Genomic DNA, 24,357 nt, shown 5'->3' with positions numbered 1-24,357 from the left:
GGGCAGCGTTATCGAAATGCTCAATGAAGGAAAATGGTTTGAATTTTTGACAGACGTGGTGAAGCGCCTTCTGTTCGGAAATCCAATTCGGAAAGCGGGCTTCTGGATCTTGAGCGCTGGGTTGGGCATACTGGCGGTCCCCGCTTGGCTTCTGGCACTGTTTCAATGGCTTGGCATCTCCGATCCTGCTTTGGGCCCCCTCGAAATCTATACTGGGCTTTTTTTGGTTGTGTTCGGCACCAGCCTGATCATCGGTCAGTACATCTGGCCAAAAAGGTCGCCATCTCCCGATCAGCTCATGTTCAATCGACTTCGTCAAAGACTTCCACGAGACACGGTCGACTTCATTCGAGATCATCAATTTGCAAATGGCTTCCGTCTCGAGCGAATCAGTGGAGCGATTGAGTTGGCGGATGAATGGCGGAGCGCGGAAACGCGCTTTCATGATCCTGACTTGCAGTTTGCGCTTAAATCCTTGGTCAGCGCCGCGCAGCGCCTGGTTTCAATAATCCGTCTCGAAATGCGAGCTATCGAACCTGGAAGCGATTTTATGCTGATTCGCCGCCGCGAAAATGGTTATGGTGATGAGCGGCCATACGAAGAAGTAGCTCGGGATCTGCAGATTAATGCTCGCCAGATTAGTGAAGCCTATGAGGCGATCACCATGCGTGCGCAAGACCTCAAACTTGAGCCTGCTGCCAACAACGAAGACCCAAGTCCTTAATAAAAGCGGACGGCTCGGACTACCCTACCAATTTTCAATGCGTGTTGGGGGGGGGAACCGATGGAATAGGGCCGCAAATGGCTGAAAGCGCGAAACAGTCTGGTTTCCTCATTGGGCGGCTCAGAGCCCACAGCTGCCATCGGCCCCTGGTTGCCTCTCGCATGCGCAGTACGTCGTTACCGGTGCTAAGCAGCGCCAAGAAAGACGGCTGACTGGACGAAGCAGGCGCTCGCTCTAGCACCCCAACAGCCGCTTTGCGAAAGTGGCATATCCTGCGGACAAGCTTACTTGATGACCATAGTTTATCCTGTTTTACGGCGGATCGGCTGCCTCCCAAATCGTTTCCGCATTGTTTGTTACTGAATTTACCGAGTTCTGAACGATCCAACTCGGACACAAGAAATCCGTCCATATGCGGCACATCATGTGATCTCCAATAATGAAGTAGGCTTCTTGGTCGTCTGCGAATAAATTCGAGAAATGGATACTGCACTGGATATGGTTTTCATCAGCGTCAAGGGATAGCCTCGTCCCCTCTGGCGCCAAGTTGTCCTCAAACGCATCCAAGTCGAGAAGCGTAAATATATGAATCTCACCCCGAACAAATCTTTCAAAATGCATTGGTTCTGAAAGCGTTAAGGGGAACGGGTAGTAGCATCCCCATAACTTGTTGGTTTTGATCTGATTAACAGCATTCACCAAAACCCTGGATGAGCCAAATCCACCGAAGAGCGCATCATAGTCTGGATCTTCTTCCATTATGACTGCGACCTTCAGGCAGCCATCGACCTCAAAACTCGAAGAGCCGATTGAGTTAGCTCGCGCAATAGCCTCTTGCAGTTGGTCCGAGTACGATCTTGGAGGAACAGAAAATGCGGTCCTGAACGTTGTGCCCGGAAGTCCCCGAAATCCATCACCGCGGTCCGACGTAAGAAAGCTATTGAGGGTCTTCAGTTTCGATTTTTGGCGCTTTCCTCGACGGTCTGTCGTCTTGGACGACTTAATTTCGATAGGAACAGGATCGCTATCTCCCAGAAGGCAAATATCGCCGTAGCGCAGTACATTAGTAATGTCGCACAGCACAGCGGGTACGTTGTGCGATAGCGCATCTTCCAGAAATGATACCTCGTTGGCGTGCCCAACCTTATCTGTGATAAAACCACCACTTTGCTTTGGATTTTCCGTATCGACATCGAAGTAGGTTAGTTTCAGCGCAAACCTGTCCATGTAAAGAAATGCTATGGAGTCCCCAAGACACAGGAAGTTGTACCGCACGTATTGCCAACCTCGGGGATCATCGTTGGACAATTTTGCCGCTCTAATCTCTCTCTCGGCCTCTGAAATCGCTTTAATCAATCGCCTCTGGATATTCAGGAGGCGTGGGAAATCGTCCAAACTTCGAGACAACCCATGAATCTCACGATGAAGCACGAACAGTTCAGGGTAGAGGCAGCTCTCCTTCGGAGGATTGAAACTGGCAGGTGGAGAAAAAGTTGCTGATGACATCAAAATCCTAAATCTCTGAGCTATACATTACCCAAGCTCTTTCAATCGCTTCAGACAACCTATGTCGATATGACTTAGATAACGAGCGTCAGAACAGGTCTACTTTGCGAGTAGCCGACAAACGCACTGGTCTGTGCCCCAAACAGACATTGATCTCCTGCACCTGAAACCGAAAAGCGGAATCTCACTGCTGTGGCATGGAAAGTTGGACGGAATGCCAAAGCTGACATTCGTCGAAATAGCGGAGAAGACAGAGAGCAATGACGCAACGACGGGTTATTCACTGGCCTGTGTATTTCTGCATCTCATCAAGATAAACCGTTTCGCTCTCGTCCTTAAATCTGCTCTTTTCGCCTGCGAGCTGTGACAACTTATCGAAAATCCCCCGGTAAATAATGGCGTGTGCCTGATTGCTGACGCTATGCCCGTCTGGGCAATCCATCTCAACATCGCTTTCAAGATACAGATCCAAGAGCTTAATCAATGCAGTTTTGTCAATTGCATCAATAGGCTGCCACTCGCCGCCTTGTTCAAGACAGAAGTATCCGTTTTCGTTTTCAATCTTTAAGATTTTCATAGCTCTGCCTTCTTTCTTCATATGCTTCTGAACCAGCTTCGAGGCTTCCAAGCACTACACCCAGAGTATCTACTTCCGCGCCGTCCGGAGATGTAAGCTTCTTACTGGTAGGATAACCAGAGTATGTACGCCATACGATTTCTCCATCCTCAATAGCTTTCTGAGTAAACAGCATATAGTCTGGTTTAATAGTCATGCCGACTGTATTGTTATGAGTGACAACGACGACCGGCATCTTCTTTGCCATCTCCTTGATAAGCGCGTTTACGTCATCTTTTAGGAATGAGTTGTCAAATGATGATTCCGGTTCATCGATCAATAGCATTTCGTGTTCCGAAGCACCTTCGATCTCGTCGAGCAGGAAAAACTCGGACCTTTCGCCGCCCGAAGCATCAAACCCATCCTTATTCAGGATGCGATAGTCGATTTTCACGAAATATTTCGAGAAATCTGGAGGCTTCACATCACCACCAATTGCTTTCAATTCCTTCAAGAACTTATATGGCTCATCATATACCTTGAAAGCATTTGCGAATGACGCCGAGCGCCGCCTCAATACGTTCCACATCTCCTGTGTGCCGTTGTAAGGGCCAACTTCGGCAACAACAGAGAAACCACGCATGCTCTTGCGCAGAGGTGTCTTTGGCAATCGAGCCAGCTTCGAGATTTCTTCGAACCGGGCGATTTTCTTTTTGTTCAACGCGACATCATACAAGTCGACGTCAGATATCCTCGGTGCTGCTGATCGTAGTTGAAGCTTAGACTTTATGTTTTGGACAAGGTCGTTGACCCAAACCCTTTTCAGTCGCAGCTCCTCTTGGCGCGCGTATTGTTGCATTAGATCAACGTAGAGAGCGATTAGGGCGTCGCGAGCGAGATGCTTGGTAATGGTCTCCTTGAACTCGACATTGCTGATAAGGTTCTTGGTTGAAGCGATCAGGTCTTGGAGACCCTTTAGGTTCCGATCTGGAAATGGATCTTCACTGTAGATTCTGGCCTTCGAAAATGAATCGTGTCTTTCCCGCTCGCGGGCAAAGCTCATCAGCGAAGAGAGATATCCATCGACCTGACGCTCATCTTCTTCCAGGTCAATTTCAAGCACGTCCTCAATGACCTGTTGCAGGGCAGTGAGATATTCCTTCGAAAAGAGACCTTGCTTGCGGGTCAGGTATGAGTTGAACTTCTTCTCATCTTCGTCAGGATCTCTAGCAACCAAAGCAAACTGTCGGATATGATGCGCTGCGGGAAAGCGTTTCTTTAGCGCCTCAAGCGTATATGACTTTCCAGATGACCTTTCTCCTAAGACCACGTTCAGACCTGTGGAAAGTTGTTGCCCGTTCTCAAACACTTGAAACAGTCGGTTGCCATCTGCTTTTGAAAGCGCAACCTTGGTTTTGTCTCGAAGGCACTCTTTGATCGCGCTAAAGGTCGGTTCGCTGCAATCTAGATAGGTTTGACGCGTGGGCAACGGATCAAGTTCGTCCCGAATACGACAATCACTAAAGTACACTGGGACTAATCTCTCAGCACTATTCATGCAGTACATGAACTTCTTTGCGCTGCTTACTTCTCCTGACGTCACATGGGGAGCAAGTTGGGCAAGCGTAGCCTCATCTATGGCAGGCTTTTTGTCATAGTGAGGAATCAATATATACTTGCCCAAATCTCCAAAAATTTCTTTGAAATCTTCAATGGAGACCGATGCTCCTACCTCTGCACAAATAGACGAGATTTGGCTGCACTGGGATTCAAATCCATCGAGGTCTTGCCCGTCGCTAAACACAAGAATTTGAGCCTTGCAAAGATCAACTTCAATGCCCGGAAATACTGGCACCGATACAGAGTCTCTAATCATAATAAACTGCTCTCTGTCGAACAGGTTGTGATTAGTAATCGCAATACAATTTAGGTTTGCGCTCGCAATGTATTCGTTTAGTTTCGCGAGGGAGAAGTCGAATTCTGCATCTAGGATGCTCTTTTTTGTATGGATGTGAAAATCTATCTTGATCAAGGGTAATAACCTGCATTAGACGATTCTACTTCAGCATATACCCGTTTAAGTGTGTTTCCGTAACCCCTGCCGAGTACTTGCTTACAGTGAACGTCGGCGTTCTGCGGGCTGCAGTGCTGCCACAAACTTCTTTGTCAATGTCCACAATGAGCTGTCCTCCAGACTTTGCGAAGTTTGGTTTATGCGCAAAGCAGACGCGTGGAACTGGCCATGCTGCGCCTGTAGCGAAAGTCCGGTTGGTCCCGGTCTGGTCCTTTGCCCCCTAGGCTCAGGACCCATTGATTTCCGTTTTATGGCGTGATTCAGCACGCCCAAAACAAGCGGTGACGATGTCTGATCTTTTCTGGTTGAGCGACGAGCAAATGGCCCGTCTAGCGCCCTATTTTCCGAAGTCCCATGGCAAGCCTCGCGTTGATGACAGGCGTGTCCTTAGCGGCATAATATTCATCAATCGTAACGGGTTACGGTGGCGTGATGCGCCCAAAGAGTACGGGCCGCACAAGACCTTGTACAACCGTTGGAAGCGATGGAGTGATAAGGGCATCTTCGCTGAAATGATGATCGGACTGTCCGCCGATCACGGCGAGGTAAAGACCATTATGATCGACGCGACCTATCTGAAGGCGCACCGCACGGCGTCTAGCCTTGGGGTCAAAAAGGGGGGCGAGGACGCCTGATTGGCCGGACCAAGGGCGGCATGAACACGAAGCTACATGCAATCTGTGATAGCCAGGGGCGCCCGTTGAACTTCTTTGTGACTGCCGGTCAGGTCAGTGATTATATCGGTGCGAAGGCCCTGCTGAACAGCCTGCCGGACGTGGATTGGCTGCTTGGAGATCGTGGATACGATGCAGATTGGTTCAGAGAAGCGTTGCAAGACAAAGGGATAAAGGCCTGCATCCCTGGCCGAAGGCAGCGAAAGAAGCCCATCCGATACGACAAGCGACGCTACAAACGCCGCAACCGCATTGAGATCATGTTCGGCAGGCTCAAGGATTGGCGACGAGTTGCAACGCGATACGACAGATGCCCGAAGGCTTTCCTGTCAGCAATCGCAATCGCCGCTATCGTCATCTACTGGTTATGAGTCCTGAGCCTAGGGCAGGTCGACAAGATGCGCCGTTCTGCCTCCCTTGGGTTCCCTCTGCCGCTGATGGCCGGCACAGGCAAGGTAATGGGCCTTTGGGTGATCGAGCGCGTGGGGGAGGGGCAGCGCACCTTTGCCGGGAATGGCGCCCCGCTGCGGCAGGATTTTACGATCAGCATCAGGAGGTATGATGGCGGGCTCCGCAGTCTCTTACCGTTCTAAGGAAGGCGACACGGTCGACGAGATCGTCTGGCGCCACTATGGCAGCCACGTGGCCGGAGCATTGGAAACCGTGCTCGAGGCAAACCCGGGGCTGGCGGATCATGGTCCGTTCCTGCCGCTGGGTACGCTTGTTCAGCTGCCTGAGATCGAAGTGCCGAAAGAAGCGGAGACCGTGAGCCTATGGGATTGATTGATTTCCTTCCCATGATGCGCGTCGAGGTGGATGGCCAGGATATCAGCGGCATCCTTGCTCCGCGCCTTTCCAGCCTGACTGTAACCGATGCGGCCGGGGTGCAGTCGGATCAGGTCCAGATTGTCTTGGCGGATACCGCGCTGCTTGGAAAGATCCAAGAACCGCGCCAGGGGGCAGAAATCAAAGTCTGGATGGGCCACCCCTTCGAGATGAAGTACATGGGGCTGTTTATTGCGGACAGCTTCGAATTGCAGGGGCCGCCTGACCAGGCAGTGATCACCGGCAGCGCGTCGGTGAACGGGGAGACAATCAGCGGCAAGACCGCCCTTACGGACCAGAAAAAACGCAGCTGGCCGCAGGGAACCACGGTTGCCGCAATGGTCGGTAAGATCGCCGGAGAGCACGGCTTGCAGCACGCTGTCGCGGACAGCCTCAAAGAGATCGCGCTGCCGCATATCGACCAGATCGACGAGAGCGACATTAACCTCCTGTCCCGGGTGGCCCGCGACCTCGATGCCATCGCCAAACCCGGAAACGGCCGCCTGATCATGGCCAAGCGCGGGGAAAGCCTCACAGCTTCGGGCAAGCCGATGCCGGTGCTGCCTGTCACAGAGCGGGGCGTCAGCCGGTGGAGCTATCGCAATACATTGCGCGAAAAAGTGGGGTCTGTTGTGGCGTCCTATCAGGACTTGGGGCGGGGCAGCCAGCAGGAGTGCAAGGCCGGTGATGGGGCGCCGATCCATCGCGTAAAGCGTCGCTTTCCAGACCAGGCGTCGGCACAGCGGGCAGCCGAAACCGAGCTGCGCCGGTTGCACCGCGCTGGCCGCTCTTTGTCGATCGATATGAAGGGCGACCCGGATGCCAAGGCAGAGGCGGTGCTGCAGGCCGCGGGCTTCCGGTCATTCATTGACGGGCCCTGGCTGATAACCAGGGCCACGCATTCGCTAGACAGCGGGGGTTACCGCACGTCGGTCGAATTGGAGCCGCTAGAATGAGATCGGGGCAGAAAAGTGCCGTTTCCCACGTTCTATGGCTGTTTTCGCTTTGTTTTGGAAAATTTTTTCCCTAAGTGACTGAAAACATGCAATTCCCGACGTCCTCCAAACCCGTAGGTTTTTCAGAAACGTTCGGTTGTTTGGAACGGTCAATCACTACATAGAACTGGTGCTATTCAGACGCGCTTGTAGGCGAAGACGGGACTAAGCCGTCGTTTGCTCACGCAGCTATTGCAGACGCAGAAAACACCTGCAGCCGCAGCGATAGTTGCTCGGCAATGCTATCCTTCCTCCAAACCAGTCATTGAAATAACTATCCGAAAGCAGGCAATTTGGTTGCGAGAAGGTGGAAATCTTCAATATCATGTTGTCGCGTAACGCGAACAATATCTCGACTGCAGTAACCAGTCATTTTTATTATGGGCGAAAGTGGAAAATTTCCCAGCGAATTCATCAGAATCAATACGGAAACCGCATTGGTGTCCGGTGAAACGAGGCAGTGTTCGGTATGTGTTGAATTTATTCTCTTGGTTCAATCCAAGTCAGAACGTACCCTAAACCACCAAAAGTGTTAAAATCTATATTGCTTACCCATTCCGTCGAGCCAGATTTGCCGCAAGTCATACCTGTGCGCCTCGAAGCACTATTCTCCAAAAGGTACTCCATCCTAGAAGGCAAATGAGACGACCTTCCGTCGAACCCACCTTTGGGTCTAACATCTTTGATTAACACGACATGTGAAGATTTGTACGGTAGACCATTAACCCCAGTTATGCTCGCGATCAATGGCCGGGGAGGCGCACCCTCTGTATTGCCACGTCTCGTAATTGGGCATTCGTCATCCCTCGTGCATTTGCTGGCAAAATGCTTCAGAAGGGCATTCTGAAATTGTGGGAGCGTTTGAGCTGCTGATGATATGTTCTCTCTAACTTGGTACTTCGGCTGCCCATTGACCCCGGAATACTCTCTGATCGCCTGCTTCCAATGACCGCGATGCGATACATGCTCTTCCCCTTTGGCAAACGCGACAAGAGTTCGTATCTTTGCCTCTGCTCCTCTTATATCGTCAAAAAACTGTTCTTCAGACGTCTGGTCGAAGGAAAAAAAACCGCCACGGTCCTCATAGTGCACAGCGAGACCAAGCGCGTATGATTGACAGGAAGAGTCGTTCATTTGACGGGGAAGATGGCGGAAACCATCTTCCTCTTGTGCTATAGTAGTGCCCGTCACAGACACGCCGAGTGCGAATGCAATCCAAATGACTTGACTTGCGCCGCTGTTTCGTCCTTTAGCCACGGTACTCACCTAGTACTCAATCAGTGACGGTTCAAAGTCGGCTCTGCTATCGAAACCATTCATGTTGAAACGCCATTTATTTGGATCGTCATCAACCTCAGGCATTTTATAGTAGAACTCTCTTGTTTCACCGTCATTGAGCCACTTTTCGTACGCATCGTTCAACATCTGTGGGGAAAGTCTGATACCTACTAAGCTCCTCAGTTTAGCGTCATTGCCTCGAAGTAGGGCTATGAACTCTTCACCCGCATCCTTACGCTGGCGAGCTAGATCTCTAAACTCTCTCATGAAATTGTACTCATTATCGCCTGCCTTGCGTTCCAAAGTGCCATTCTCAAGGAGGCTTACTCGAGAACCTATCTTGACCACTTCAGCTTCCAGTTTAGCTAAGTAAGCGCGGTCACGCTCTAAGCGATTAGCAGGCACAAAAACATCGACTATCGCCAACCTTTCCCCGCTCATTATTCTCTCGGAACAAGTCGGATCCTCACCACCCTCGTCGTCTGCTGCATCCACTGGCGTATATTGTTCCAACAAACAACTCTTGAGTAGATCCAACTGCTCATTGGAAAGATACCCGTTTATATCACCGTTTGCCGTGCGCGCTCGCGATGCATCCACAATCCAACGGCCAAACCTCGTGTCGATGTCCTTAATATGATTTAGTTGGTCTTTAAGGATGGAAAGTCGGCTTTCAGCATTTCTTCGCTTCGCAACGAAATCCCTACATGTTGGATTGCCTGGTTCATCCGAGCACCTCACTACTATATATCTCTTGGTGCAGGATCTTCCAAATATATTGCAATCTGAATAGTTCCAAAACGCTCTGATAGTATGGTTGTTATAGCTTGATTTTAGTGTCGCAATTTCGTTGGAAATCTTCGATACCTCGGAAATTTCATCAGTGTATAGTTCACGATGAAGATCCTTATGTACGGGCATTTCCAAGCGGAAAAGCCAGTCGCTGTATAATGGTGTTGGATCTGCTAGGCACTCCTTCGACAGTTTGGAAGATCCAAAAGATTCACTTTGGAAACAGGCGCGCAGCTCATTGGAAACAGTGTGTATCTCTTCATAAATTCTGTCCTGCAATTTTTTGTAGTAATCAATGCTCTTGCCTCTCAGGTTAAGATTATACGGGTCAGTGGTGCCGGAGGACCGCGTTATATCAATTACCTGATTGAGGTAACCTGCCATCCCTAATAATCGTTGACGGTAAGATTCCCTCTGTTCATCAATCGAAACACCAAAGGGAATCTCGGTGCCGAACTCAGGTAGACTATCATAGCGTCGAAGCAAAATTCGCAATGGGTACGCTTCATCCGGGTCCTGCGCATTGCCTAAGTACTGTAGAGCATCTGAAATTTGCTCCTCCCTGTACGGCAACGGAAGACCACGATGCGCCGAGTGGTAATAAGTAATCGAATCTGTGTGATAATTGCTTATTTGCTTATTTATTTGCCTGGATGAGTAATCACCACCCGCCGAAAAGCCAATATATGACCCCTTCCCTTGTAGCTGAATTCCTGCTTCGGTCGAAGCATCTCTGTTTTCTGCAGACATATTATAAAGAGCATATAATTCTGCACCACGAATGATGCCTGCAACAAAACTATCACCACACTTTTCAAAAAACTCCTCTCGGCGGGTCTTCAAGCCTTCTTCAGGGTGTAGAATTGAAGACCCATATTCGTTAAGCGTCACGGCTCCAGAAACGCCAGCTCCCGTATCATCCTCATGTGGAGCGACAAAAGAAACGCCATTAACTACTTTCGACTTCACGAGAATATTCAGGACATGATTTTCTATCGAGCTTTTTTCGATAAAATCTCGCTTTGTACTGAAAGATGCGGAGCCTGCTCCAAAGGATGCAGAAGCGCTTGCCCCATATGATATCCCCACCTCCCTCATAAGAGAATCTTTCTCATCAATGCGAACGATTGAGACTTCGGATTCTTGCCCGTTACTCGAGACCTTTGAAAAATTCAGGCAAACACTGTCCATTGGTCGATCTGTGATGCTATTCCAACCTGACCCTAAAACCACCCCGCCTTGTGGATAGTCAACTTCGCGAGCGCCTGGAAATATCTTCTCGCCTTTGTCGTTTAATGCAAGCGAATCGATTTGGTGAACATTTTGAGCGTATGATGTTTCTGGAGAAATAGTTAGAAGGGCGAGCGCAGCAAGTTTTGCGGCCCGTGGTTGAATTGACATAATGGCAAACCTTTTTCTAAAGTAACATCCACGCAGCATGTGTTGAAGCATATGTTGTTTGCAAGAATTTTTTTACCTTGGCGGAGGCAAGCGTTCATCGATCTACGGGTTACCCTTTGAGCACAATGGTGATTTTCCACTATTGCCAAAAGAGGAAAATCCGCAGCCATCCACTGCAAAACCTTCCCATACCGCCCGGAATGGAAGCACGGTTCTACCCCTGCGTTGCACCACATTGTTTTTCAAGTGCGGCAATTTCCATGCCTCAAGCGCTCGCAGCACGAAGGCAAGTTCACACTTTGGGCTCTTCGTCTCTCGCTGGCCTGTAGGTCCACCAATCGCTCTAGCCTTCGCTGGCAGTGCATCTTAGGTTTCTAGTCTAGCAGACGGAACTTAGATCGGATGATTGATTGATCAAATGAGCAAGACGAGATTTAGATGGGCACTTGTTGCTGCCGCTGTTTCAGCAACTTTATTCCTTGGTGCGTCAAACTTCGAACGGCCGCTCATCCAGTTGATTATTTTCTTTGTCTTAATCGCAGCGCTGATGTGGATGTTTGCATCCTTGGCTGTTTGGGGAAGTAATTGGTACGAAAGTAGCCAAGAAACCTCATCGATTTACGGGAAATCGGGTAACCCAAAGTAAAGGCAGCAAGCAAGGGAAGGCAACCTCTCGCTTAACGCTCATCTCCTCCTGCCGAGTGCTGAATGTCGGCTTGGCGTGATCTGCGCCGTACTGCACATGTGAAGAGCTGCCGGACAGCCAAGGACAGCAATGGGCTCGAAGTGCAACTTTTTGGGAGCTGCAGCGAACTGGTGAGTATTCACAAAGCTTCCACGCATAGTGTGAGATTCGTCCAAAGTTGAAGAATAGGAGTTTCCCATGTTCTTCATATGTTTACGCTTTGTCTTGGGAAATTTTTAGGCCAAGTGACTGAAAAGGCCTGACTTCCGCCAGCCTTGAAAACCGTTGAACGTGAGAGCGTTCCCAGGGTTCGAATCCCTGTCTCCCCGCCACCCACAATCGTCTCTATTTCTTATGTCCTTATTTCGTCGAATTACGGCGTGTTTCCCGCCGGTTATGCGGCGTATCCGACGGCGGAGACGCACCGTTCTCCACGGTTTCCCAACCTAAAACACAGGTGTCTCAGTTCGCCAGAAACGCGGGTCCGCTTTCAGGTGCGTTTCCCTGTTCCGGCTCGATTTACAGCGTATTTTTTTAATTTGCAGAGATTTCGTCCGTCGCACCGGCTGTTTATGCGAGCAATAACAGTGAGTTGGGGCCGATTTCCCTGGGTGGCGGAACAGGGAATTTTCAGAGGAGAACAGGGAATGCCCTTGTGCGAAACAGGGAAGCCATCCGAGCGAGCAGGGAACAGATCAGGAGCGGAACCCGAGGGCCCGTTCCTGAGCGTGCCATTCCAATGGCAAGGCGCTGCGCAGGAGACGCTTCAAGGTCAGATCCACAGGCTGGGAGCCGTCGATGATTGCGGTCTGGATTTTCGGCGAGAGGCCTGCGAGTGCAATGATGCGGGCGGCGTAGCGTTCTGAAACGTTCACGTCGGTGGCGAGTCGTTTCAGAGGCGTGCCGGATCTCAGGGCGTCCGACCAGCGGTGGGCGTTGCGCAGCGCCCGGATCATCGCGGCGTCCGGCGCCGGGGCAAAGCTGCCGGCAACGATCTTCATCCCGGCACCGCGGCGGCGGCAGGTGAACGGCTGGTCGATCTTCAGAATGCAGGGGTTCAGTTCGTCTGCAGGCAGGTTTGTGGCAAGGGCAAGGGCACCGGCGTCGAGGTCGATCGCAATGCGGCCGTTTCCAAGAACTCCGCCGGTGATCAGTGGTGCAGCACTGCGAACACCGCCAGCCCGTATCTGGCTCGCAAGTTTGTTCACGGTCTCCGATGCACCGGCGGACTGGAGAGCGTCATTGCTGCTGAGAACGGTGTGGCGGCCGGCATGTTCCGCGAAGTGATCGGCCACGAGGGACGCGACGGCGGCCTCGAAGGCCGGTGCCGGCAGGCGCCAGCCGGTCGGATCGGCACCGCCGGAGATCAGGCGGTTGGAGATGTAGTAGCGCAGCCGTTTGCCGTTCTTCCGGGTATGAGTCGGAGTGAGCAGACCCCCGGTGTCATCCCGGAACCTGCCCTTCAGCGGTGCAGCATCGGTGACCGGTGCGCCGGCCGCCGCGCCCCGCCGCCGCGCGCTGGCGGCCTGCAGCATATCCTGAACTTTGTCCCACAGGGCCTGGTCAATGATGGCTGGATGCTTGCCGGGAAAGCTCTTCTCTTTGTGCCGGATCAGCCCGAGATAGACTGGGTTGGTGAGGATCTTGTGGATCTGGCCCCGGCTAAGCCTGTTGCCACCCTGCTCCCTGCCGGTCGAGAAGACATGGAATTTCGAGCGCAGGCCGAGGGTCTCGGCCTCGCGGGTGACGGCATTGAGGCAACGATGGGCGGCATAAAGGCCGAACAACTGGCGGACGACGCCGGCCTCTGTCGTGTTCATGACGAGTTCCCGCCGCACCGGGTCGGGATGCGGATCATAGCCGAGTGGCGTGACACCGCCCATCCATAGCCCCTTCTTCTTCGACGCGGCGATCTTGTCACGGATCCGTTCTGCAGTGACCTCGCGCTCGAACTGGGCAAAAGACAGAAGCACGTTCAGGGTAAGCCTGCCCATCGATGAGGATGTGTTGAACGCCTGGGTGACCGAGACGAAGGAGCAGTCTTTCGCTTCAAGCCGCTCGACGAGTTTGGCGAAGTCGGCGAGCGAGCGGGTCAGACGGTCGATCTTGTAGACCACGACCATATTGACCCGGCTGGCATCAATATCGGCAAGCAGTTGCTGCAAGCCGGGGCGATCGAGGGTTCCGCCGGAGATGCCGCCATCATCGTAGCGGGCGGGCAACATCTTCCAGCCTTCGTGGCGCTGGCTGGCGATATAGGCGGCACAGGCCTCGTGCTGAGCGTCGAGCGAGTTGAAGTCCTGGTCAAGCCCTTCTTCGGAGGACTTGCGGGTGTAGATCGCGCAGCGGATCCGGGGCTTGCTCATGATCCTGCCTTTCCGGTCAGGCCGAAGAACCGCGGCCCCGACCAATGGGCACCGGTGATCTCCCGCGCGATCGCCGAAAGAGAGCGCCAGGTCCGGCCGTTCCAGAGGAACCCGTTCTTTCTGACTTCGACCACGTGAGTGACGCCGTTCCACTCGCGCAGCAGGCGGCTGCCCGGCTCAAGGGCGGCTGTCCTGGACCGTTGCCTTCGGCCGTCATCCTGCGTCAACACCTTCCGGACCCGGGCAGACAAGCCACCTGAACTGCGGGTCTGGATCTCGGTGGCCAGGAACCGGCGCAGGAAGGACTGGCTCAGCCCTTTCGGAACCGGCGTGCAGAATATCCCGGTCCAGGCCGCGATCAACGCGGCCCGGTCCATGGTCTCGAGATCTGCGACCCGGATCATTCGGCCGTCTCGGGTTCGGCAGTGATCCGATACAAAGATTCCCCGCCGTTCCCGGCGGCCGCCTGCCGCTCGACCGTATAACCGGCTTTCCGCAATCCGCTTAGGATTGCCCGGGTGGAATGCGGTTGCCAGCCGATGGCCTTGCAGATCGCCTCGACGCTCGCACCTTGCGGGCGGGCAAGCATCACACGCACTTTCTCTGTCTTGGTCTGTTTCGGTTTGGGCATTGATCTTCTCCTCGATCCTAAGGGCCGGCGGGATGCCAGCCCCGGTACCGAGGAGAGCCCGGCGATCGCGGGCACAGGTCCAGTGACGCTCTGTTCGGGACGGCAGTCCAGTCCTTTCTGCAGCGTCTCATCGCGTACCAAGTTGCCGATTCTTCGTCGCTAACGATCTGTTATAAATGTGTTTTTCCACATCATCTCTTGATACTTCGCGGTGGCTCACGTATCTAAGGTGTGATCGCTGGCGACGGCGGTCACGATAAACCCTGAAGTCTCGCGCCATTGGGCGTTAAACAAGTCGAGCATCTAGGGCAACGAGCTGGATCAGGAGATCCGGTGGTTGCTGGATGCTCCGCCACTCTCCCGATCTTTAACACAGCAGGCTGAAACGCCTTTAAAGTTAGGAGACCGAGATGGGTGAACAATCCAAATCCATCGTGAAAACCAGGGTGCCTGATGGCGGCGCGCTGAAACCCGATGCGCCTGCGCCGCACAAACCGCTCTGGATGGCTCACAAGGTGGTCCAGACGCCCATTGCTGACCTGAAGCCCTACGCCAACAACAACCGGACACATACCGCCAAGAACATCGCCAAGCTGAAGGCTTCAGTCGAGAAGTTCGGGTTCGTCACCCCTATCCTCGTGGATGGGAAGTGCGCCATCATCGCCGGCCACGGCCGCTATGAGGCCGCCATGGCCTTGGGGCTCAAATCGGTTCCGGTCGTGGTGGCCGATCACCTGTCCGAGGCCGAAGTACGGGCCCTGCGCATTGCTGACAACAGGCTGGCGGAACTCTCCGACTGGAACCAGGAAACGCTGCAGATCGAGTTTGCCGAGCTGATGGATATCGGCCTGGACGGGGAGCTCGACTTCGATCTCGATATCACTGGTTTCGAGGTGCCGGAGATCGACATCATTATTGACGGGGCAGGGGCGTCCGAGACCGCCCCGCCGGAAACCGTCGTGTCCCCCGATCCCGCGAAGCTGCCCGTGGCGCAGTCCGGTGATCTCTGGATCCTCGGAGACCACCGCATTCTTTGTGGCAATTCCCTCGACGCAGACAGCTACACCCGAGTGCTGGGCGGCGAGGCCGCGCGCATGGTGTTCACCGATCCGCCCTATAATGTCCGGGTGCAGGGCCACGTGCGTTCCGGCAACGGCGGTGATCACCGCGAGTTCGCCATGGCCTCGGGCGAGATGTCGGATGCTGAATTCCGGGCCTTTCTGGATAAGACCCTGACGCATCTTGTGACAAACCTGCCCATGGGCGGCATGGCCATGATCTGCATGGACTGGCGCCACATCGATGTGTTGATCGAGGTTGGTAAGGCCTGCGGGCTCGAGCTTAACAACCTCTGCGTCTGGAATAAGACCAATGGCGGGATGGGCAGCCTCTACCGCTCCAAGCACGAGATGGTCTGCATCTTCAAGAAGCCGGGGGCACCTCACATCAACAATGTTGAACTCGGCAAGCATGGCCGCAACCGCACCAATGTCTGGGACTATGCCGGGGTGAACAGCTTCGGCAAGGGACGGGAGGCCAATCTGGCCGATCATCCCACAGTCAAGCCGACCGCGCTGGTGGCCGATGCAATCATGGATGTGAGCCACCGCGGCGATGTGGTGCTTGATGCCTTTGGCGGCTCCGGTGCCACCTTGCTGGCCGCCGAGAAAACCGGCCGCAAGGCGCGTCTGATCGAATTGGATCCCCTTTATGTCGATGTCGCCATTCGCCGCTGGCAAGAGATGACCGGCCTGAAGGCGGTGCATGCGGCTTCCGAAGAGGCCTTCGGCCAGCGAGCGGCGGCCCTGGCCGCTGCCGAGGAGAAGGAGGCGGAGCATGTCTGATTTGGAGAGCGAATACGAGGTCGGCTACGCCAAACCACCGAAACGCACGCAGTTCAAAAAGGGCCAGTCGGGTAATCCGAAAGGGCGCCCCAAGGGAGCCAAGGGCTTCAACGCCAGCTTGAAACGGGAAATGGAAAGTGAGGTGATCATCCGGGAGGGCGGTCGCGAAGTGAAGGTCTCCAAGGCGGAAGCGGCGGCCAAGCGCTTTCTCGCCAAAGCGCTGCATGGCGACATGGGAGCGTTGAAAACACTGATGCAGTTCGATGCGGACCTGCAGGCAAAGGTGGAGAAGGAGGCGGGCCAGGTCGCGCAGGTCACTGCCCCTGACCAGACCGATGAGGACGTGCTGGCGCATTTTGCCATGCAAGTCCGCGAAGGCGGTTTTGATCCTGGTGGCGGGAGCGAACCGGGCCACGCCGGTGACAAGGAGGTAGATCCATGACCCTGCACGATCCTCAACTGGCGCTGCGGACGACTTCTGCCCTCTATCGCACCAACTTCTTTGCGTTTGTCTGGAAAACCTTTGCCACCCTGCATCCGGGTAAGGAGTGTTCATTTGTGCCCGCCTGGCATGTCGAAGCGATGTGTCACGAGCTGGACAATATCCAGTCCGGAGAGAACACGCGCCTGATCATCAACGTGCCGCCCCGCCATCTCAAGTCGGTCACGGTGGCGGTGGCGTTTGTGGCCTATCTGTTGGGTCATTACCCGAACGCCAAGATCATCGTGGCCAGCTATGGCCTGGACCTCGCCCGCTTGCATTCCGAGGCAACCCGCAAGGTGATGACCTCCGCCTGGTACCAGAAACTGTTTCCCCGAACGCGCCTGGCAAAGAAAGGCAACACCCAGGACGAGATTAAGACCACCGAAGGGGGCGGCCGCAAGGCCGTTTCCATCGGCGGTGCCGTGACCGGGCATGGGGCTGACTACATCATCATCGATGACCTGATGAAGGCGGCGGACGCCAACTCCGAGGCCGAGTTGACACGGGCGCAGGAGTTCATCGAAGGCTCCCTCCTGTCCCGGTTTGACAACCCGTCCGAGGGCCGGGTGGTGATGATTGCCCAGCGTTTGCATGAGGTGGATCCTGCAGGCTACCTGCTCGACAAGGGCACCTACCGCCATCTGAACCTGCCTGCCATCGCCGAGGAGGAAGCCCGGATCCCGATCGGCCAGGGACGGGTTCATAACCGCCGGCCAGGCGATGTCCTGTTTCCAGAGAATGTTGACCGGGAAACCCTGGACCGGATGCGCAAGGAGATGGGTGCGGCCACGTTCAACTGCCAGTACCAGCAGAACCCGATTGCCCCGGATGGGTCAGTTTTGCGTTGGGAATGGTTCGGTACCTATGATGAGGTATTGCCGCGCACCTCCTACCAGATGATCGTTCAGAGCTGGGACACCGGTATGTCGGCCGATCCGCGGTCTGACTTCTCGGTGTGCACCACCTGGGGTTTTTACGGCAACAAATGGCACTTGCTGGACGTCTACCGCGGCCAGCTCGACTTTCCTGATCTCGAAGCAAAGGCCAAGGGCCTTGTCCAGAAGTGGGATCCGGAAGTTGTCCTGATCGAAGATGCCGCAAGTGGCAAACCCCTCCTGCAGACACTGAACAATGATGACCGCGGCCGCTATCGGTCCATCAAGCCGGACAAGGACAAGGAAATCCGCTTTAACGCCGCCTGCTCTCCGGTCGAGGCCGGCAAGGTTCTTCTGCCTCGCGAGGCCACCTGGCTCTCGGCCTTCAAGCGCGAGTTGCAGGGATTTCCCCGTGGCCGCAACGACGACCAGGTCGACAGCTTCAGCCAGTTCCTGAACTGGTCGACGGGCAATGGCTTCTATCGAACTTTGGGACGGGAGCACCCGATCAACCAGGAACGCCGGGAACGCAGCCGGGAACGCGTGAGGAGGAGGTAGGGGGCATGCATCAGTCTCATAACCTGAAGGTCGCAGGTTCAAATCCTGTTCCCACAACCAAAATCTCTCAGTTAAAACAACACGATAGCGCCCCGTGGGGCGCTTCTCGCTTTTGCACCTCATAACTGCCGGAAGCACCGTGGAAGCATCTGGTGACAAGTCTGGCTGTGGCGAAGCGGCCACAGCGCCGGAGCTGCAGCTGACACAGAAGGGCAGTTGTCAGTTTCCCTCACGGTCATTGACCTTTGGACAGGCCTTCACGCTCTCATTGCTGTTTGCAACAGACCGACAGGTTGATCTCGCCGTGCCAGTAAGGTGCCGAAGCATTGCCTCCACCATTGTTGTGCCAAGTGAAATTGGAGTTTCCAAAGTCTTTCGGAGTGTAGTAACCGCCATCTTTTCGATACATCCAGATTGCCGCCATACGGCCGTCGATCTGGGAAAAGCCTGCGGGACAGGCCCCGGAGCGAAAGACGCAATACTTTCCTTTGGGCCACGCGGGTCGGGACTCCAGCGCTTGCACCCTCGTTCGCAAGGCATCAAGGTCATCCACCCTCTCGCGCAAGGCATCAAGGTCGTTCGTCAATCTTTGTTCCGACTGGACAAGGCCCTCCTCGGCTTGTGCCGCAAAGGCGAGCGCAATCATAAACCACACGGCCAGGTACCATTTGTTGTTGTACATGTCTCGATCCTTCATATGGGGCAATGCGCAGTCTCAACACCCGTCGACGAAATCTGCGAACAGGCCGTCGCGATTTGACACAGCAATTTTGATCTGGCTGCTGTCGACCATCGGCGAAGTGACGGCCGCGCGCAGCCGGGCAATCGCGGACTCGCCGTTTTCAACTTTGCAATACGGGCCGGACAGATCATTAAGCGTCGGAACATCGACAAGGTGGTCGCCAACGATGAAGCAGCCCTCCGACCATTTCTCGTCCTTGCCGTAATGGAACTGGATGTGGGTGCGGCCACCGGGCACCGCTTCGAGCTCAAGCCGCCAGCGCTTGTCAAGTGTGTCCATCCAAGACTTGCTGGCATCGTCGCGGACAAAGGCGCGGTACTCTCCGGCGGGAACGGCGCTGACGTTCGGCGCATTGCCAGCCCAAGGGCGTTCGATCACGTCGCAAATGGGTTCCTGTCCGAGTGGATTGGCCCATGTGTCAAGAGAGAAGAGACCCTCATTGCTGACATCGTAAATCGATCCTCGAATACACGGAGCGTTGCAGTTATCGGATCCGAGTACGGCTGGACGGCGCAGAACCAAAAGGCGGACCTGCGGCAGAGCCTGTCCTTGGAGAACTGCAGGCACACACATTGCACTTGTGCCAATTGCGAGGAATGCGCGCTTGGAAATCCGGCTCATTGCGATGCCCTCCCGTGTGCTACCCAGACGGCTCGCCCTGAATGCACGACAGTATTGCACCAAGTGTAGAATTGAAAATTAAAACCCGTTTCGTCCTTCGATTGCACTCGTGCAGCAAGACGATGCGTGTCGTTTGGAGCCCCTACTTGGATATCGAATTCATGTATGGCAAGGACCACTTGCGGTTGCTCTGCAAAGTGCTTTGGGAAATCCACCCGACCATTTTTGATACCACGCAAATTGTCAGCGCCCGGGTTACAGCGGCTGTTATCGGTCAACGGTCTTGTGCCATCGGCTCTGATCGCGATTTCACCACTTTGCACAGTGATCGCCGTGCTCCTCACGTCCTTGATCTGCTGGTCTAACTCTTCTATGCGTCTCTCTAGCTTTTTAAGAATTTGAACAAGTCCCTCGGCGTCAGATGACTCGGCCCAGACGGGCGATGTGAGCAGCAACAATAGCGATGTAGCGAAAGCAAATCGGAAAGCGTTGCGATCAAAACCACTCATTCCATCTCTCCTTTGAACAGGCGCATTCGTGCGTAGACCGGTCCTTCGGTCGTACACCCATTGCCACTCGAAATTTTTACTGTTCCGTCGAAAAATCGATAGTAGTAGTGTCTGGCGGTGTTTCCTTTACAGTCAGCGTCGCCGGGATCTTGAGTCCCGATAACCCAAAAGCTACCCCCCAAAGAAAAGTCTGGAGGTGTGTCCCCGCGCCAGTAAGGCTCTGTCATAAAGCGATGCCCTCCATTCCAATCTGATACATGCAAAATGCGAAACCCGCTATTTCGCATGATGGCGAATTCATACCGGCGGAGGCGTTCATCGGATCGCATCCAGTTGTCGAATTCACGAACTGTTGTGGCGACCGGCTCCCAAGGCTGGACGGAGAGTTCTAGTAATCGTTCCATTCGATCAAGCTGCGTCTCGAGTGTCTCCACGCGCTCCACGAGCCCACTTTTGGAATCGCTGGATGCGGGCGTGGCGAGTGCAGTTGCGAGGACGACTGCAAGGGCTTTAGTCTTAAAACTTGGCGGGCGGCGATATGTGTTCAGCATAAATCAATCCGACTTCGTGCAGAAACTGACTTCAACAAAGGGCGGGATAATCGAAAACTCTTTAGCTTCACCGACGAAGTTTGTCTCGAGTCTGTTCCCGTTTACTGGAGATCCACCGACCCAGTTGCGCCCACTGTTCTGAAAGGCCCAACCTGGTTGGAAACCATCCGCCGGCTGATGCTCGTCGATAACTCGCCGCATCGTGGGCAGATGATGATTGTGCGGCGGTAAATTGGGAACCTCCAGTTTCACACTCGGCCTTCCTCCAGTCTCTCTAACTTCTTCGTCACTATCGTCGCCCATCAGGAAGCGACCCGTTGCTCCCTCGAACCGGGTCCAGCCAGGGCCAAGTGTGTCACAGGCGGCCGGGCTCGCGATGATCTGACGCTCAAGAAGGGCCAGGCGGCTCTCCAGCTGTTCCAAGCACTCGATAACGCCGTCTGCCAAGAGTGGTGCCGGATGACAGATCACCATCAGTGCAATAATCAACTTCATCTGTTACCTCCGATCGATGGGACGTGCCGGCCCTGCAACTTTGTGGCCAGCCCGCCGTCCGGCGTAGATTGGGCGGCCAATTGCTGGGCAAGTGCCAGAAATAGTCGCGCAGGGCACATGTCTTGACCCTCTCATGCTCCCCACCTTCCCCGCAGGTCTGCGACCCAGCCCTGTCCGTCAAGTCACAATGACATCATCGCGCCACCTGGGCCGCAACGAAAGTCATTTGGCGCATTGTTGCTCGACCGCGAGGCAAAACCCGTTCACGAAATCGAAGTAGGCGCTGCGCATCGAGGTATACCCGGCTTCGGTGGCCAGCGCCTTGCGGTCGTCCTGGCGTCTGTCGAGTTCGCTAAGAGCAAGATCAAAGGACACGGAGTCGTCCGCCTCCGTCCAGCTGTAAACGGTCGGCCCTGCAGCGGAAACGACGCCCGCGGCACACAGCGTGCCCACCGAGCCCACGCAGCCGATGGCCGTTGCGATGCCCCCGATGAGGGTAAAGCCCGCCTCGACCCAAAGCGCACGCACATCGGCATCAAGCTCGCCCTGCAATCTTGCAATCGCGGCTTGATAGTCCGTGTCCATCTTTTGGATCTTTTCTTGATAGACGGAAAACGTCTCCAGGTCCTCAAGAGACAGAAAGTGGTCGTTTTCAAAGACAAACCGCCGCATCATTTCGTCAGCAGCGGTGCAACTCATGGAGCTGATTTCAAAACCTTCTCCGGGCACCCAGCCAAATTGCTGAAAGGTCTTGCCGGGGTCGATGTTGATAGATTTGTTGCAATTCGCCTGTGCGCTGGTTGCAATCAAGGCCGCCACGAGGCCCGAAAAAAGGGTTTTTGGGGAAAACATGATCAGGGCTCCTTGGACGTCAGACTGAATAAAAAGGATCAATTATAGGGGCTGCGACAGGATCTTTGTCGCAGCCGCGCAAGTCAATGCACAAACGGTGCAGCCCCCGTCTGGCGCGGGTGCGCTGTGCCGGCGCGTGGGGTAAAGGCTTGGGGTTCGAGCCTTTCTCCATGGGTTCGGGAGTGTTCGGTCAAGCGGGCGCAAAGCGCTGTTGCCGAGCATCGATCAAGGGTGCAGGATGCTCCACGTGCGATATGTCCGGTCAAAGCCGAGCGAAAAACAGGGGTGGCGACATGGGAGTTCGCGGAAACATTGTGTGTCTATTGGCAGGGCTGGGCGTCTTTGCCTTGCCGAAGGCTTCTTTTGCGCAGCAAGAGCGATCCATCATCGAACGCCTCGAGTGTCTGGAAGCGCAATTGCAGGGATATCGTGACGTCTCGAGGCAGCCATACGACATAGTCGAAACGACTTTGGATAGGTTGCCGGTTTTGGAAGAAGGAACAGCGACCAGACCGCTGCCCGGAGCGGTCGTTACTCTGGACCGCACCCTGGCGCGCACTCAGGTGATCATCGGCTACAGTCTGACGCTACAAGTGGCGAGCACGCAAAAAAAGTACTCCGTAAATCTCAACGCCAATGTAGCGGACAAATTTACCAGACATGCGACAGCATCTGGCGGTGGTATGATCGCGGGCCCGGTCATATTGCACCACGGTACTGAAACGCGAACGGTCAACGGAAACGGTTCAGTAACCATAAGCAGCTTTGACCAATCGTATTTCGTCACGCAACTTTTGATGAACGGCGAAGAGATCCGGCAGTTCCGGGGTATTCAAGGCGGCAGGTGGCAGGGACTATCGCCTAGCGGGTTTCTTATGCTAAAAGCGCCCGACGGCGATGGACCCATCGAAATATCTCTCAACTACCGGACAAGGATGCCTTTGACCGTTGAAAACGATCTGGTGGGGTCGGATTGGCAAAACGTTCATTTGTTTGTCGCAGTCCCCAGAACGCCTGTATGGCCAGTCGAGGCCTGCGGGGCAGACCCATGGAATTGACACGTTTACACATCTACTCTGCGCCGTTTTGCCACGGGCTTGCCGCCAAACCTTTAAAAGCACCGTGGGACAGTCGCGGACGCTGTCCCAATGCGGTCGGTCCGCCAGGATGGGCGTTCTTTTTAGGAGTTGAAAACAAGCGATGAAACAGACGTTGATTGTGATACTGATCGGGTTGCTGGTTCAGGCCGGGATGGCGCGGGCGGAGGAGAGCGCTCCGCTGATCGACCGGCTGATCGAGCTTGAGACCGGCTGGTCAGGGACTGACCTAGACCCGGCGAACCCCAGAATGCCGTGGTTGGTCCACAAGAGGGCCCTGCGGCTTGGCGTGTCCCATCGGTTCTCCGAGCAACGCGAGGAGGTCCGCACTTGTGACCGTCTGGAACTGCGCTTTTGGAATTCGAACAGACTGTCCTGTTGGATTGTGGTTCGCGACCCGCAGGATGCCGAGCTGTTTACGTTTTACTGGTTCGGCATTCAGGGGGGGCCTAACCCCGATGCGCCGGCGTTTGATCATGTAGTCTGCAAACGGGTCGCACGGCTCGGGCGCAGGGGCTGGATCGAAAACACCTGCGCTGGCGACCAAAAGATCAGGTGGCGCGTAGCCAATAGAGTTGCCCGCGCCGAAAGCGATGCATTGATCGCGCGGGTCGAGGCGTTGGACGCGCAGATTAGGACCGTCGCGGACCTCGCAGGCGCGCGAGACATTACGCCGGTTACGGGACAGGACGACGGGTTTGATCAGGGCCTTTTGGGTCGGTTGAACCGTTTTGAGGATTTGCGCGCGCGGGATATCTTTTGGAATACCCTTCTAGAGATATATCGAGAAGACTTTGACGCCTTATGGACTTGCGACGGTTGGGTCTTGAGTATGACCTTGTCGACTTTGGATAACGACGGCGCGATCGATGCCGACGAGCAGCTGGAACGGAATTGCCTGTCGCGCCTGCATCGCTACCTGGAAGCCGGAGGCGGTCTGGATGTTCTGCACCGGATGCGCAGCCGCCGGGTCTGCGCCCGGGTAGTGCTGGACAGCGACGGGCCGGCAGACTTTGCCGTATCCTGCGACTTGATCATCCTCGACACCGATCGGCTTGATCAGCCGCACTACGAGCCCTGGACCTATACCCTGCGCGTCGTCAATGGCTACGTCGAAGAGCAGTGTTGGCATTGGAAGCCGATCCAGATGGGCACCGGGCAGGTGGCCGAGACCGCGACCCCTCTGACCCGGTGCGGAGGATTGTTCACCTTCGTCTGGTAG

24 protein-coding genes are annotated in these 24,357 nt (G+C 54.7%); 11 read left to right on the top strand and 13 right to left on the bottom strand.

Translation table 11 applies throughout. The features are described from left to right. Nucleotides 1-16: 16 nt before the first annotated feature. Nucleotides 17-724, top strand: a complete 708-nt coding sequence (locus RA19_RS13760) for a hypothetical protein (RefSeq protein ID WP_039163545.1) — start codon at nucleotides 17-19, stop codon at nucleotides 722-724. 312 nt (nucleotides 725-1,036) lie between these two features. On the opposite strand, the gene RA19_RS13755 is transcribed toward RA19_RS13760, so the two are convergent. From RA19_RS13755 to RA19_RS13745, 3 genes are all read right to left on the bottom strand, one after another. Further along, nucleotides 1,037-2,230, bottom strand: a complete 1,194-nt coding sequence (locus RA19_RS13755; protein WP_152615774.1) for a hypothetical protein — start codon at nucleotides 2,228-2,230, stop codon at nucleotides 1,037-1,039. A gap of 280 nt (nucleotides 2,231-2,510) precedes the next feature. Next, nucleotides 2,511-2,807, bottom strand: a complete 297-nt coding sequence (locus RA19_RS13750) for a hypothetical protein (protein ID WP_039163541.1) — start codon at nucleotides 2,805-2,807, stop codon at nucleotides 2,511-2,513. Next, nucleotides 2,788-4,818 (bottom strand): PHP domain-containing protein, encoded by a 2,031-nt coding sequence (locus tag RA19_RS13745; RefSeq protein ID WP_039163539.1) that lies wholly within the window; start codon nucleotides 4,816-4,818, stop codon nucleotides 2,788-2,790. The genes RA19_RS13750 and RA19_RS13745 overlap by 20 nt, the downstream gene beginning before the upstream one ends. Before the next feature lie 329 nt (nucleotides 4,819-5,147). On the opposite strand from RA19_RS13745, the gene RA19_RS26190 reads away from it, so the two are divergent. The 4 genes from RA19_RS26190 to RA19_RS13720 all read left to right on the top strand — a co-directional run bounded on the left by RA19_RS26190 (nucleotide 5,148) and on the right by RA19_RS13720 (nucleotide 7,315). Beyond that, nucleotides 5,148-5,905, top strand: a protein-coding gene (locus tag RA19_RS26190; RefSeq protein ID WP_152615773.1) for an IS5 family transposase whose coding sequence is annotated in 2 segments (ribosomal slippage) — nucleotides 5,148-5,466 and nucleotides 5,466-5,905 — 759 coding nt in all. Because the reading frame shifts where the segments join, the coding sequence is not laid out codon by codon here. A gap of 27 nt (nucleotides 5,906-5,932) precedes the next feature. After that, nucleotides 5,933-6,127, top strand: coding sequence for a phage tail protein (locus tag RA19_RS26185; RefSeq protein WP_342586085.1), 195 nt, complete (start codon nucleotides 5,933-5,935; stop codon nucleotides 6,125-6,127). Further along, nucleotides 6,096-6,317: a tail protein X gene (locus RA19_RS13725; RefSeq protein ID WP_039163534.1), complete on the top strand. Its 222-nt coding sequence runs from the start codon at nucleotides 6,096-6,098 to the stop codon at nucleotides 6,315-6,317. Before RA19_RS26185 ends, RA19_RS13725 begins: the two co-directional genes overlap by 32 nt. Further along, nucleotides 6,308-7,315: a phage late control D family protein gene (locus RA19_RS13720; protein WP_039163533.1), complete on the top strand. Its 1,008-nt coding sequence runs from the start codon at nucleotides 6,308-6,310 to the stop codon at nucleotides 7,313-7,315. The genes RA19_RS13725 and RA19_RS13720 overlap by 10 nt, the downstream gene beginning before the upstream one ends. Nucleotides 7,316-8,620: 1,305 nt before the next feature. On the opposite strand, the gene RA19_RS26610 is transcribed toward RA19_RS13720, so the two are convergent. After that, complete coding sequence (locus tag RA19_RS26610; protein ID WP_193748275.1) at nucleotides 8,621-10,825, bottom strand: hypothetical protein; 2,205 nt, start codon at nucleotides 10,823-10,825, stop codon at nucleotides 8,621-8,623. A gap of 418 nt (nucleotides 10,826-11,243) precedes the next feature. Here RA19_RS26610 and RA19_RS26605 point away from each other — a divergent pair, with 418 nt between their 5' ends. Beyond that, nucleotides 11,244-11,471, top strand: a complete 228-nt coding sequence (locus tag RA19_RS26605) for a hypothetical protein (protein ID WP_152615771.1) — start codon at nucleotides 11,244-11,246, stop codon at nucleotides 11,469-11,471. 734 nt (nucleotides 11,472-12,205) lie between these two features. On the opposite strand, the gene RA19_RS13710 is transcribed toward RA19_RS26605, so the two are convergent. The 3 genes from RA19_RS13710 to RA19_RS13700 are packed head-to-tail and all read right to left on the bottom strand — an operon-like array spanning nucleotide 12,206 to nucleotide 14,507. Then, the gene (locus RA19_RS13710) at nucleotides 12,206-13,876 is read right to left on the bottom strand and encodes a recombinase family protein (RefSeq protein WP_039163530.1); all 1,671 of its coding nucleotides are present in this window, start codon (nucleotides 13,874-13,876) and stop codon (nucleotides 12,206-12,208) included. Continuing rightward, complete coding sequence (locus RA19_RS13705; RefSeq protein WP_039163528.1) at nucleotides 13,873-14,280, bottom strand: DUF2924 domain-containing protein; 408 nt, start codon at nucleotides 14,278-14,280, stop codon at nucleotides 13,873-13,875. The genes RA19_RS13710 and RA19_RS13705 overlap by 4 nt, the downstream gene beginning before the upstream one ends. Next, entirely contained in the window at nucleotides 14,277-14,507 is a 231-nt protein-coding gene (locus RA19_RS13700) for a DUF3489 domain-containing protein (protein WP_052261789.1), read from the bottom strand. The genes RA19_RS13705 and RA19_RS13700 overlap by 4 nt, the downstream gene beginning before the upstream one ends. Nucleotides 14,508-14,917: 410 nt before the next feature. Here RA19_RS13700 and RA19_RS13695 point away from each other — a divergent pair, with 410 nt between their 5' ends. From RA19_RS13695 to terL, 3 genes are read left to right on the top strand one after another with little or no spacing between them, the layout of a single operon-like run. After that, complete coding sequence (locus tag RA19_RS13695; RefSeq protein ID WP_241479068.1) at nucleotides 14,918-16,351, top strand: site-specific DNA-methyltransferase; 1,434 nt, start codon at nucleotides 14,918-14,920, stop codon at nucleotides 16,349-16,351. Next, nucleotides 16,344-16,793 carry a DUF5681 domain-containing protein gene (locus RA19_RS25815; RefSeq protein ID WP_052261788.1) on the top strand — a complete coding sequence of 150 codons (450 nt, stop codon included), beginning with the start codon at nucleotides 16,344-16,346 and terminating at the stop codon, nucleotides 16,791-16,793. Before RA19_RS13695 ends, RA19_RS25815 begins: the two co-directional genes overlap by 8 nt. After that, nucleotides 16,790-18,268: a phage terminase large subunit gene (gene terL / locus RA19_RS26180; protein WP_082020533.1), complete on the top strand. Its 1,479-nt coding sequence runs from the start codon at nucleotides 16,790-16,792 to the stop codon at nucleotides 18,266-18,268. The genes RA19_RS25815 and terL overlap by 4 nt, the downstream gene beginning before the upstream one ends. Before the next feature lie 265 nt (nucleotides 18,269-18,533). Here terL and RA19_RS13670 read toward each other — a convergent pair whose 3' ends face one another. The 6 genes from RA19_RS13670 to RA19_RS13650 all read right to left on the bottom strand — a co-directional run bounded on the left by RA19_RS13670 (nucleotide 18,534) and on the right by RA19_RS13650 (nucleotide 22,038). Beyond that, the gene (locus tag RA19_RS13670) at nucleotides 18,534-18,950 is read right to left on the bottom strand and encodes a hypothetical protein (RefSeq protein ID WP_152615770.1); all 417 of its coding nucleotides are present in this window, start codon (nucleotides 18,948-18,950) and stop codon (nucleotides 18,534-18,536) included. A 33-nt stretch (nucleotides 18,951-18,983) separates the two neighbouring features. After that, a complete protein-coding gene (locus RA19_RS26600; protein WP_152615769.1) occupies nucleotides 18,984-19,631 on the bottom strand; it encodes a DUF5675 family protein in 648 nt (215 codons plus the stop codon). After that, a complete protein-coding gene (locus RA19_RS13660; RefSeq protein ID WP_039163517.1) occupies nucleotides 19,628-20,140 on the bottom strand; it encodes an H-type lectin domain-containing protein in 513 nt (170 codons plus the stop codon). Before RA19_RS13660 ends, RA19_RS26600 begins: the two co-directional genes overlap by 4 nt. Next, entirely contained in the window at nucleotides 20,137-20,691 is a 555-nt protein-coding gene (locus RA19_RS26175; protein ID WP_082020532.1) for a hypothetical protein, read from the bottom strand. Before RA19_RS26175 ends, RA19_RS13660 begins: the two co-directional genes overlap by 4 nt. A 3-nt stretch (nucleotides 20,692-20,694) precedes the next feature. Continuing rightward, nucleotides 20,695-21,186, bottom strand: coding sequence for a hypothetical protein (locus tag RA19_RS13655; protein ID WP_039163515.1), 492 nt, complete (start codon nucleotides 21,184-21,186; stop codon nucleotides 20,695-20,697). A gap of 222 nt (nucleotides 21,187-21,408) precedes the next feature. Continuing rightward, nucleotides 21,409-22,038 (bottom strand): hypothetical protein, encoded by a 630-nt coding sequence (locus RA19_RS13650; RefSeq protein WP_039163513.1) that lies wholly within the window; start codon nucleotides 22,036-22,038, stop codon nucleotides 21,409-21,411. A 293-nt stretch (nucleotides 22,039-22,331) separates the two neighbouring features. Between RA19_RS13650 and RA19_RS13645 the strand changes: the two genes are divergently transcribed. Both RA19_RS13645 and RA19_RS13640 read left to right on the top strand, forming a co-directional pair. Next, nucleotides 22,332-23,096 carry a hypothetical protein gene (locus RA19_RS13645; protein WP_152615768.1) on the top strand — a complete coding sequence of 255 codons (765 nt, stop codon included), beginning with the start codon at nucleotides 22,332-22,334 and terminating at the stop codon, nucleotides 23,094-23,096. Between the two features lie 142 nt (nucleotides 23,097-23,238). Beyond that, nucleotides 23,239-24,357: a hypothetical protein gene (locus RA19_RS13640; RefSeq protein ID WP_039163509.1), complete on the top strand. Its 1,119-nt coding sequence runs from the start codon at nucleotides 23,239-23,241 to the stop codon at nucleotides 24,355-24,357.

The sequence above is a fragment of the Leisingera sp. ANG-M1 genome (assembly GCF_000813745.1).
Lineage (GTDB): Bacteria > Pseudomonadota > Alphaproteobacteria > Rhodobacterales > Rhodobacteraceae > Leisingera.
The sequence above is the reverse complement of the archived record's forward strand: the minus strand, read 5'-3'. Positions and strand labels throughout refer to the sequence as shown.

Bases quoted from the DNA above. Each gene is read 5' to 3' on its own strand.
- RA19_RS26175 (WP_082020532.1), bottom strand. From the start codon at position 20,691: ATGCTGAACACATATCGCCGCCCGCCAAGTTTTAAGACTAAAGCCCTT.
- RA19_RS13755 (WP_152615774.1), bottom strand. From the start codon at position 2,230: ATGTCATCAGCAACTTTTTCTCCACCTGCCAGTTTCAATCCTCCGAAG.
- RA19_RS13700 (WP_052261789.1), bottom strand. From the start codon at position 14,507: ATGCCCAAACCGAAACAGACCAAGACAGAGAAAGTGCGTGTGATGCTT.
- RA19_RS25815 (WP_052261788.1), top strand. From the start codon at position 16,344: ATGTCTGATTTGGAGAGCGAATACGAGGTCGGCTACGCCAAACCACCG.
- RA19_RS13650 (WP_039163513.1), bottom strand. From the start codon at position 22,038: ATGTTTTCCCCAAAAACCCTTTTTTCGGGCCTCGTGGCGGCCTTGATT.
- RA19_RS26600 (WP_152615769.1), bottom strand. From the start codon at position 19,631: ATGAGCCGGATTTCCAAGCGCGCATTCCTCGCAATTGGCACAAGTGCA.
- RA19_RS13705 (WP_039163528.1), bottom strand. From the start codon at position 14,280: ATGATCCGGGTCGCAGATCTCGAGACCATGGACCGGGCCGCGTTGATC.
- RA19_RS13720 (WP_039163533.1), top strand. From the start codon at position 6,308: ATGGGATTGATTGATTTCCTTCCCATGATGCGCGTCGAGGTGGATGGC.
- RA19_RS13750 (WP_039163541.1), bottom strand. From the start codon at position 2,807: ATGAAAATCTTAAAGATTGAAAACGAAAACGGATACTTCTGTCTTGAA.
- RA19_RS13645 (WP_152615768.1), top strand. From the start codon at position 22,332: ATGGGAGTTCGCGGAAACATTGTGTGTCTATTGGCAGGGCTGGGCGTC.
- RA19_RS13660 (WP_039163517.1), bottom strand. From the start codon at position 20,140: ATGAGTGGTTTTGATCGCAACGCTTTCCGATTTGCTTTCGCTACATCG.
- RA19_RS13710 (WP_039163530.1), bottom strand. From the start codon at position 13,876: ATGAGCAAGCCCCGGATCCGCTGCGCGATCTACACCCGCAAGTCCTCC.
- RA19_RS26610 (WP_193748275.1), bottom strand. From the start codon at position 10,825: ATGTCAATTCAACCACGGGCCGCAAAACTTGCTGCGCTCGCCCTTCTA.
- RA19_RS13760 (WP_039163545.1), top strand. From the start codon at position 17: ATGCTCAATGAAGGAAAATGGTTTGAATTTTTGACAGACGTGGTGAAG.
- terL (WP_082020533.1), top strand. From the start codon at position 16,790: ATGACCCTGCACGATCCTCAACTGGCGCTGCGGACGACTTCTGCCCTC.
- RA19_RS13670 (WP_152615770.1), bottom strand. From the start codon at position 18,950: ATGTACAACAACAAATGGTACCTGGCCGTGTGGTTTATGATTGCGCTC.
- RA19_RS13640 (WP_039163509.1), top strand. From the start codon at position 23,239: ATGAAACAGACGTTGATTGTGATACTGATCGGGTTGCTGGTTCAGGCC.
- RA19_RS13725 (WP_039163534.1), top strand. From the start codon at position 6,096: ATGGCGGGCTCCGCAGTCTCTTACCGTTCTAAGGAAGGCGACACGGTC.
- RA19_RS13655 (WP_039163515.1), bottom strand. From the start codon at position 21,186: ATGAAGTTGATTATTGCACTGATGGTGATCTGTCATCCGGCACCACTC.
- RA19_RS26605 (WP_152615771.1), top strand. From the start codon at position 11,244: ATGAGCAAGACGAGATTTAGATGGGCACTTGTTGCTGCCGCTGTTTCA.
- RA19_RS13695 (WP_241479068.1), top strand. From the start codon at position 14,918: ATGGGTGAACAATCCAAATCCATCGTGAAAACCAGGGTGCCTGATGGC.
- RA19_RS26185 (WP_342586085.1), top strand. From the start codon at position 5,933: ATGCGCCGTTCTGCCTCCCTTGGGTTCCCTCTGCCGCTGATGGCCGGC.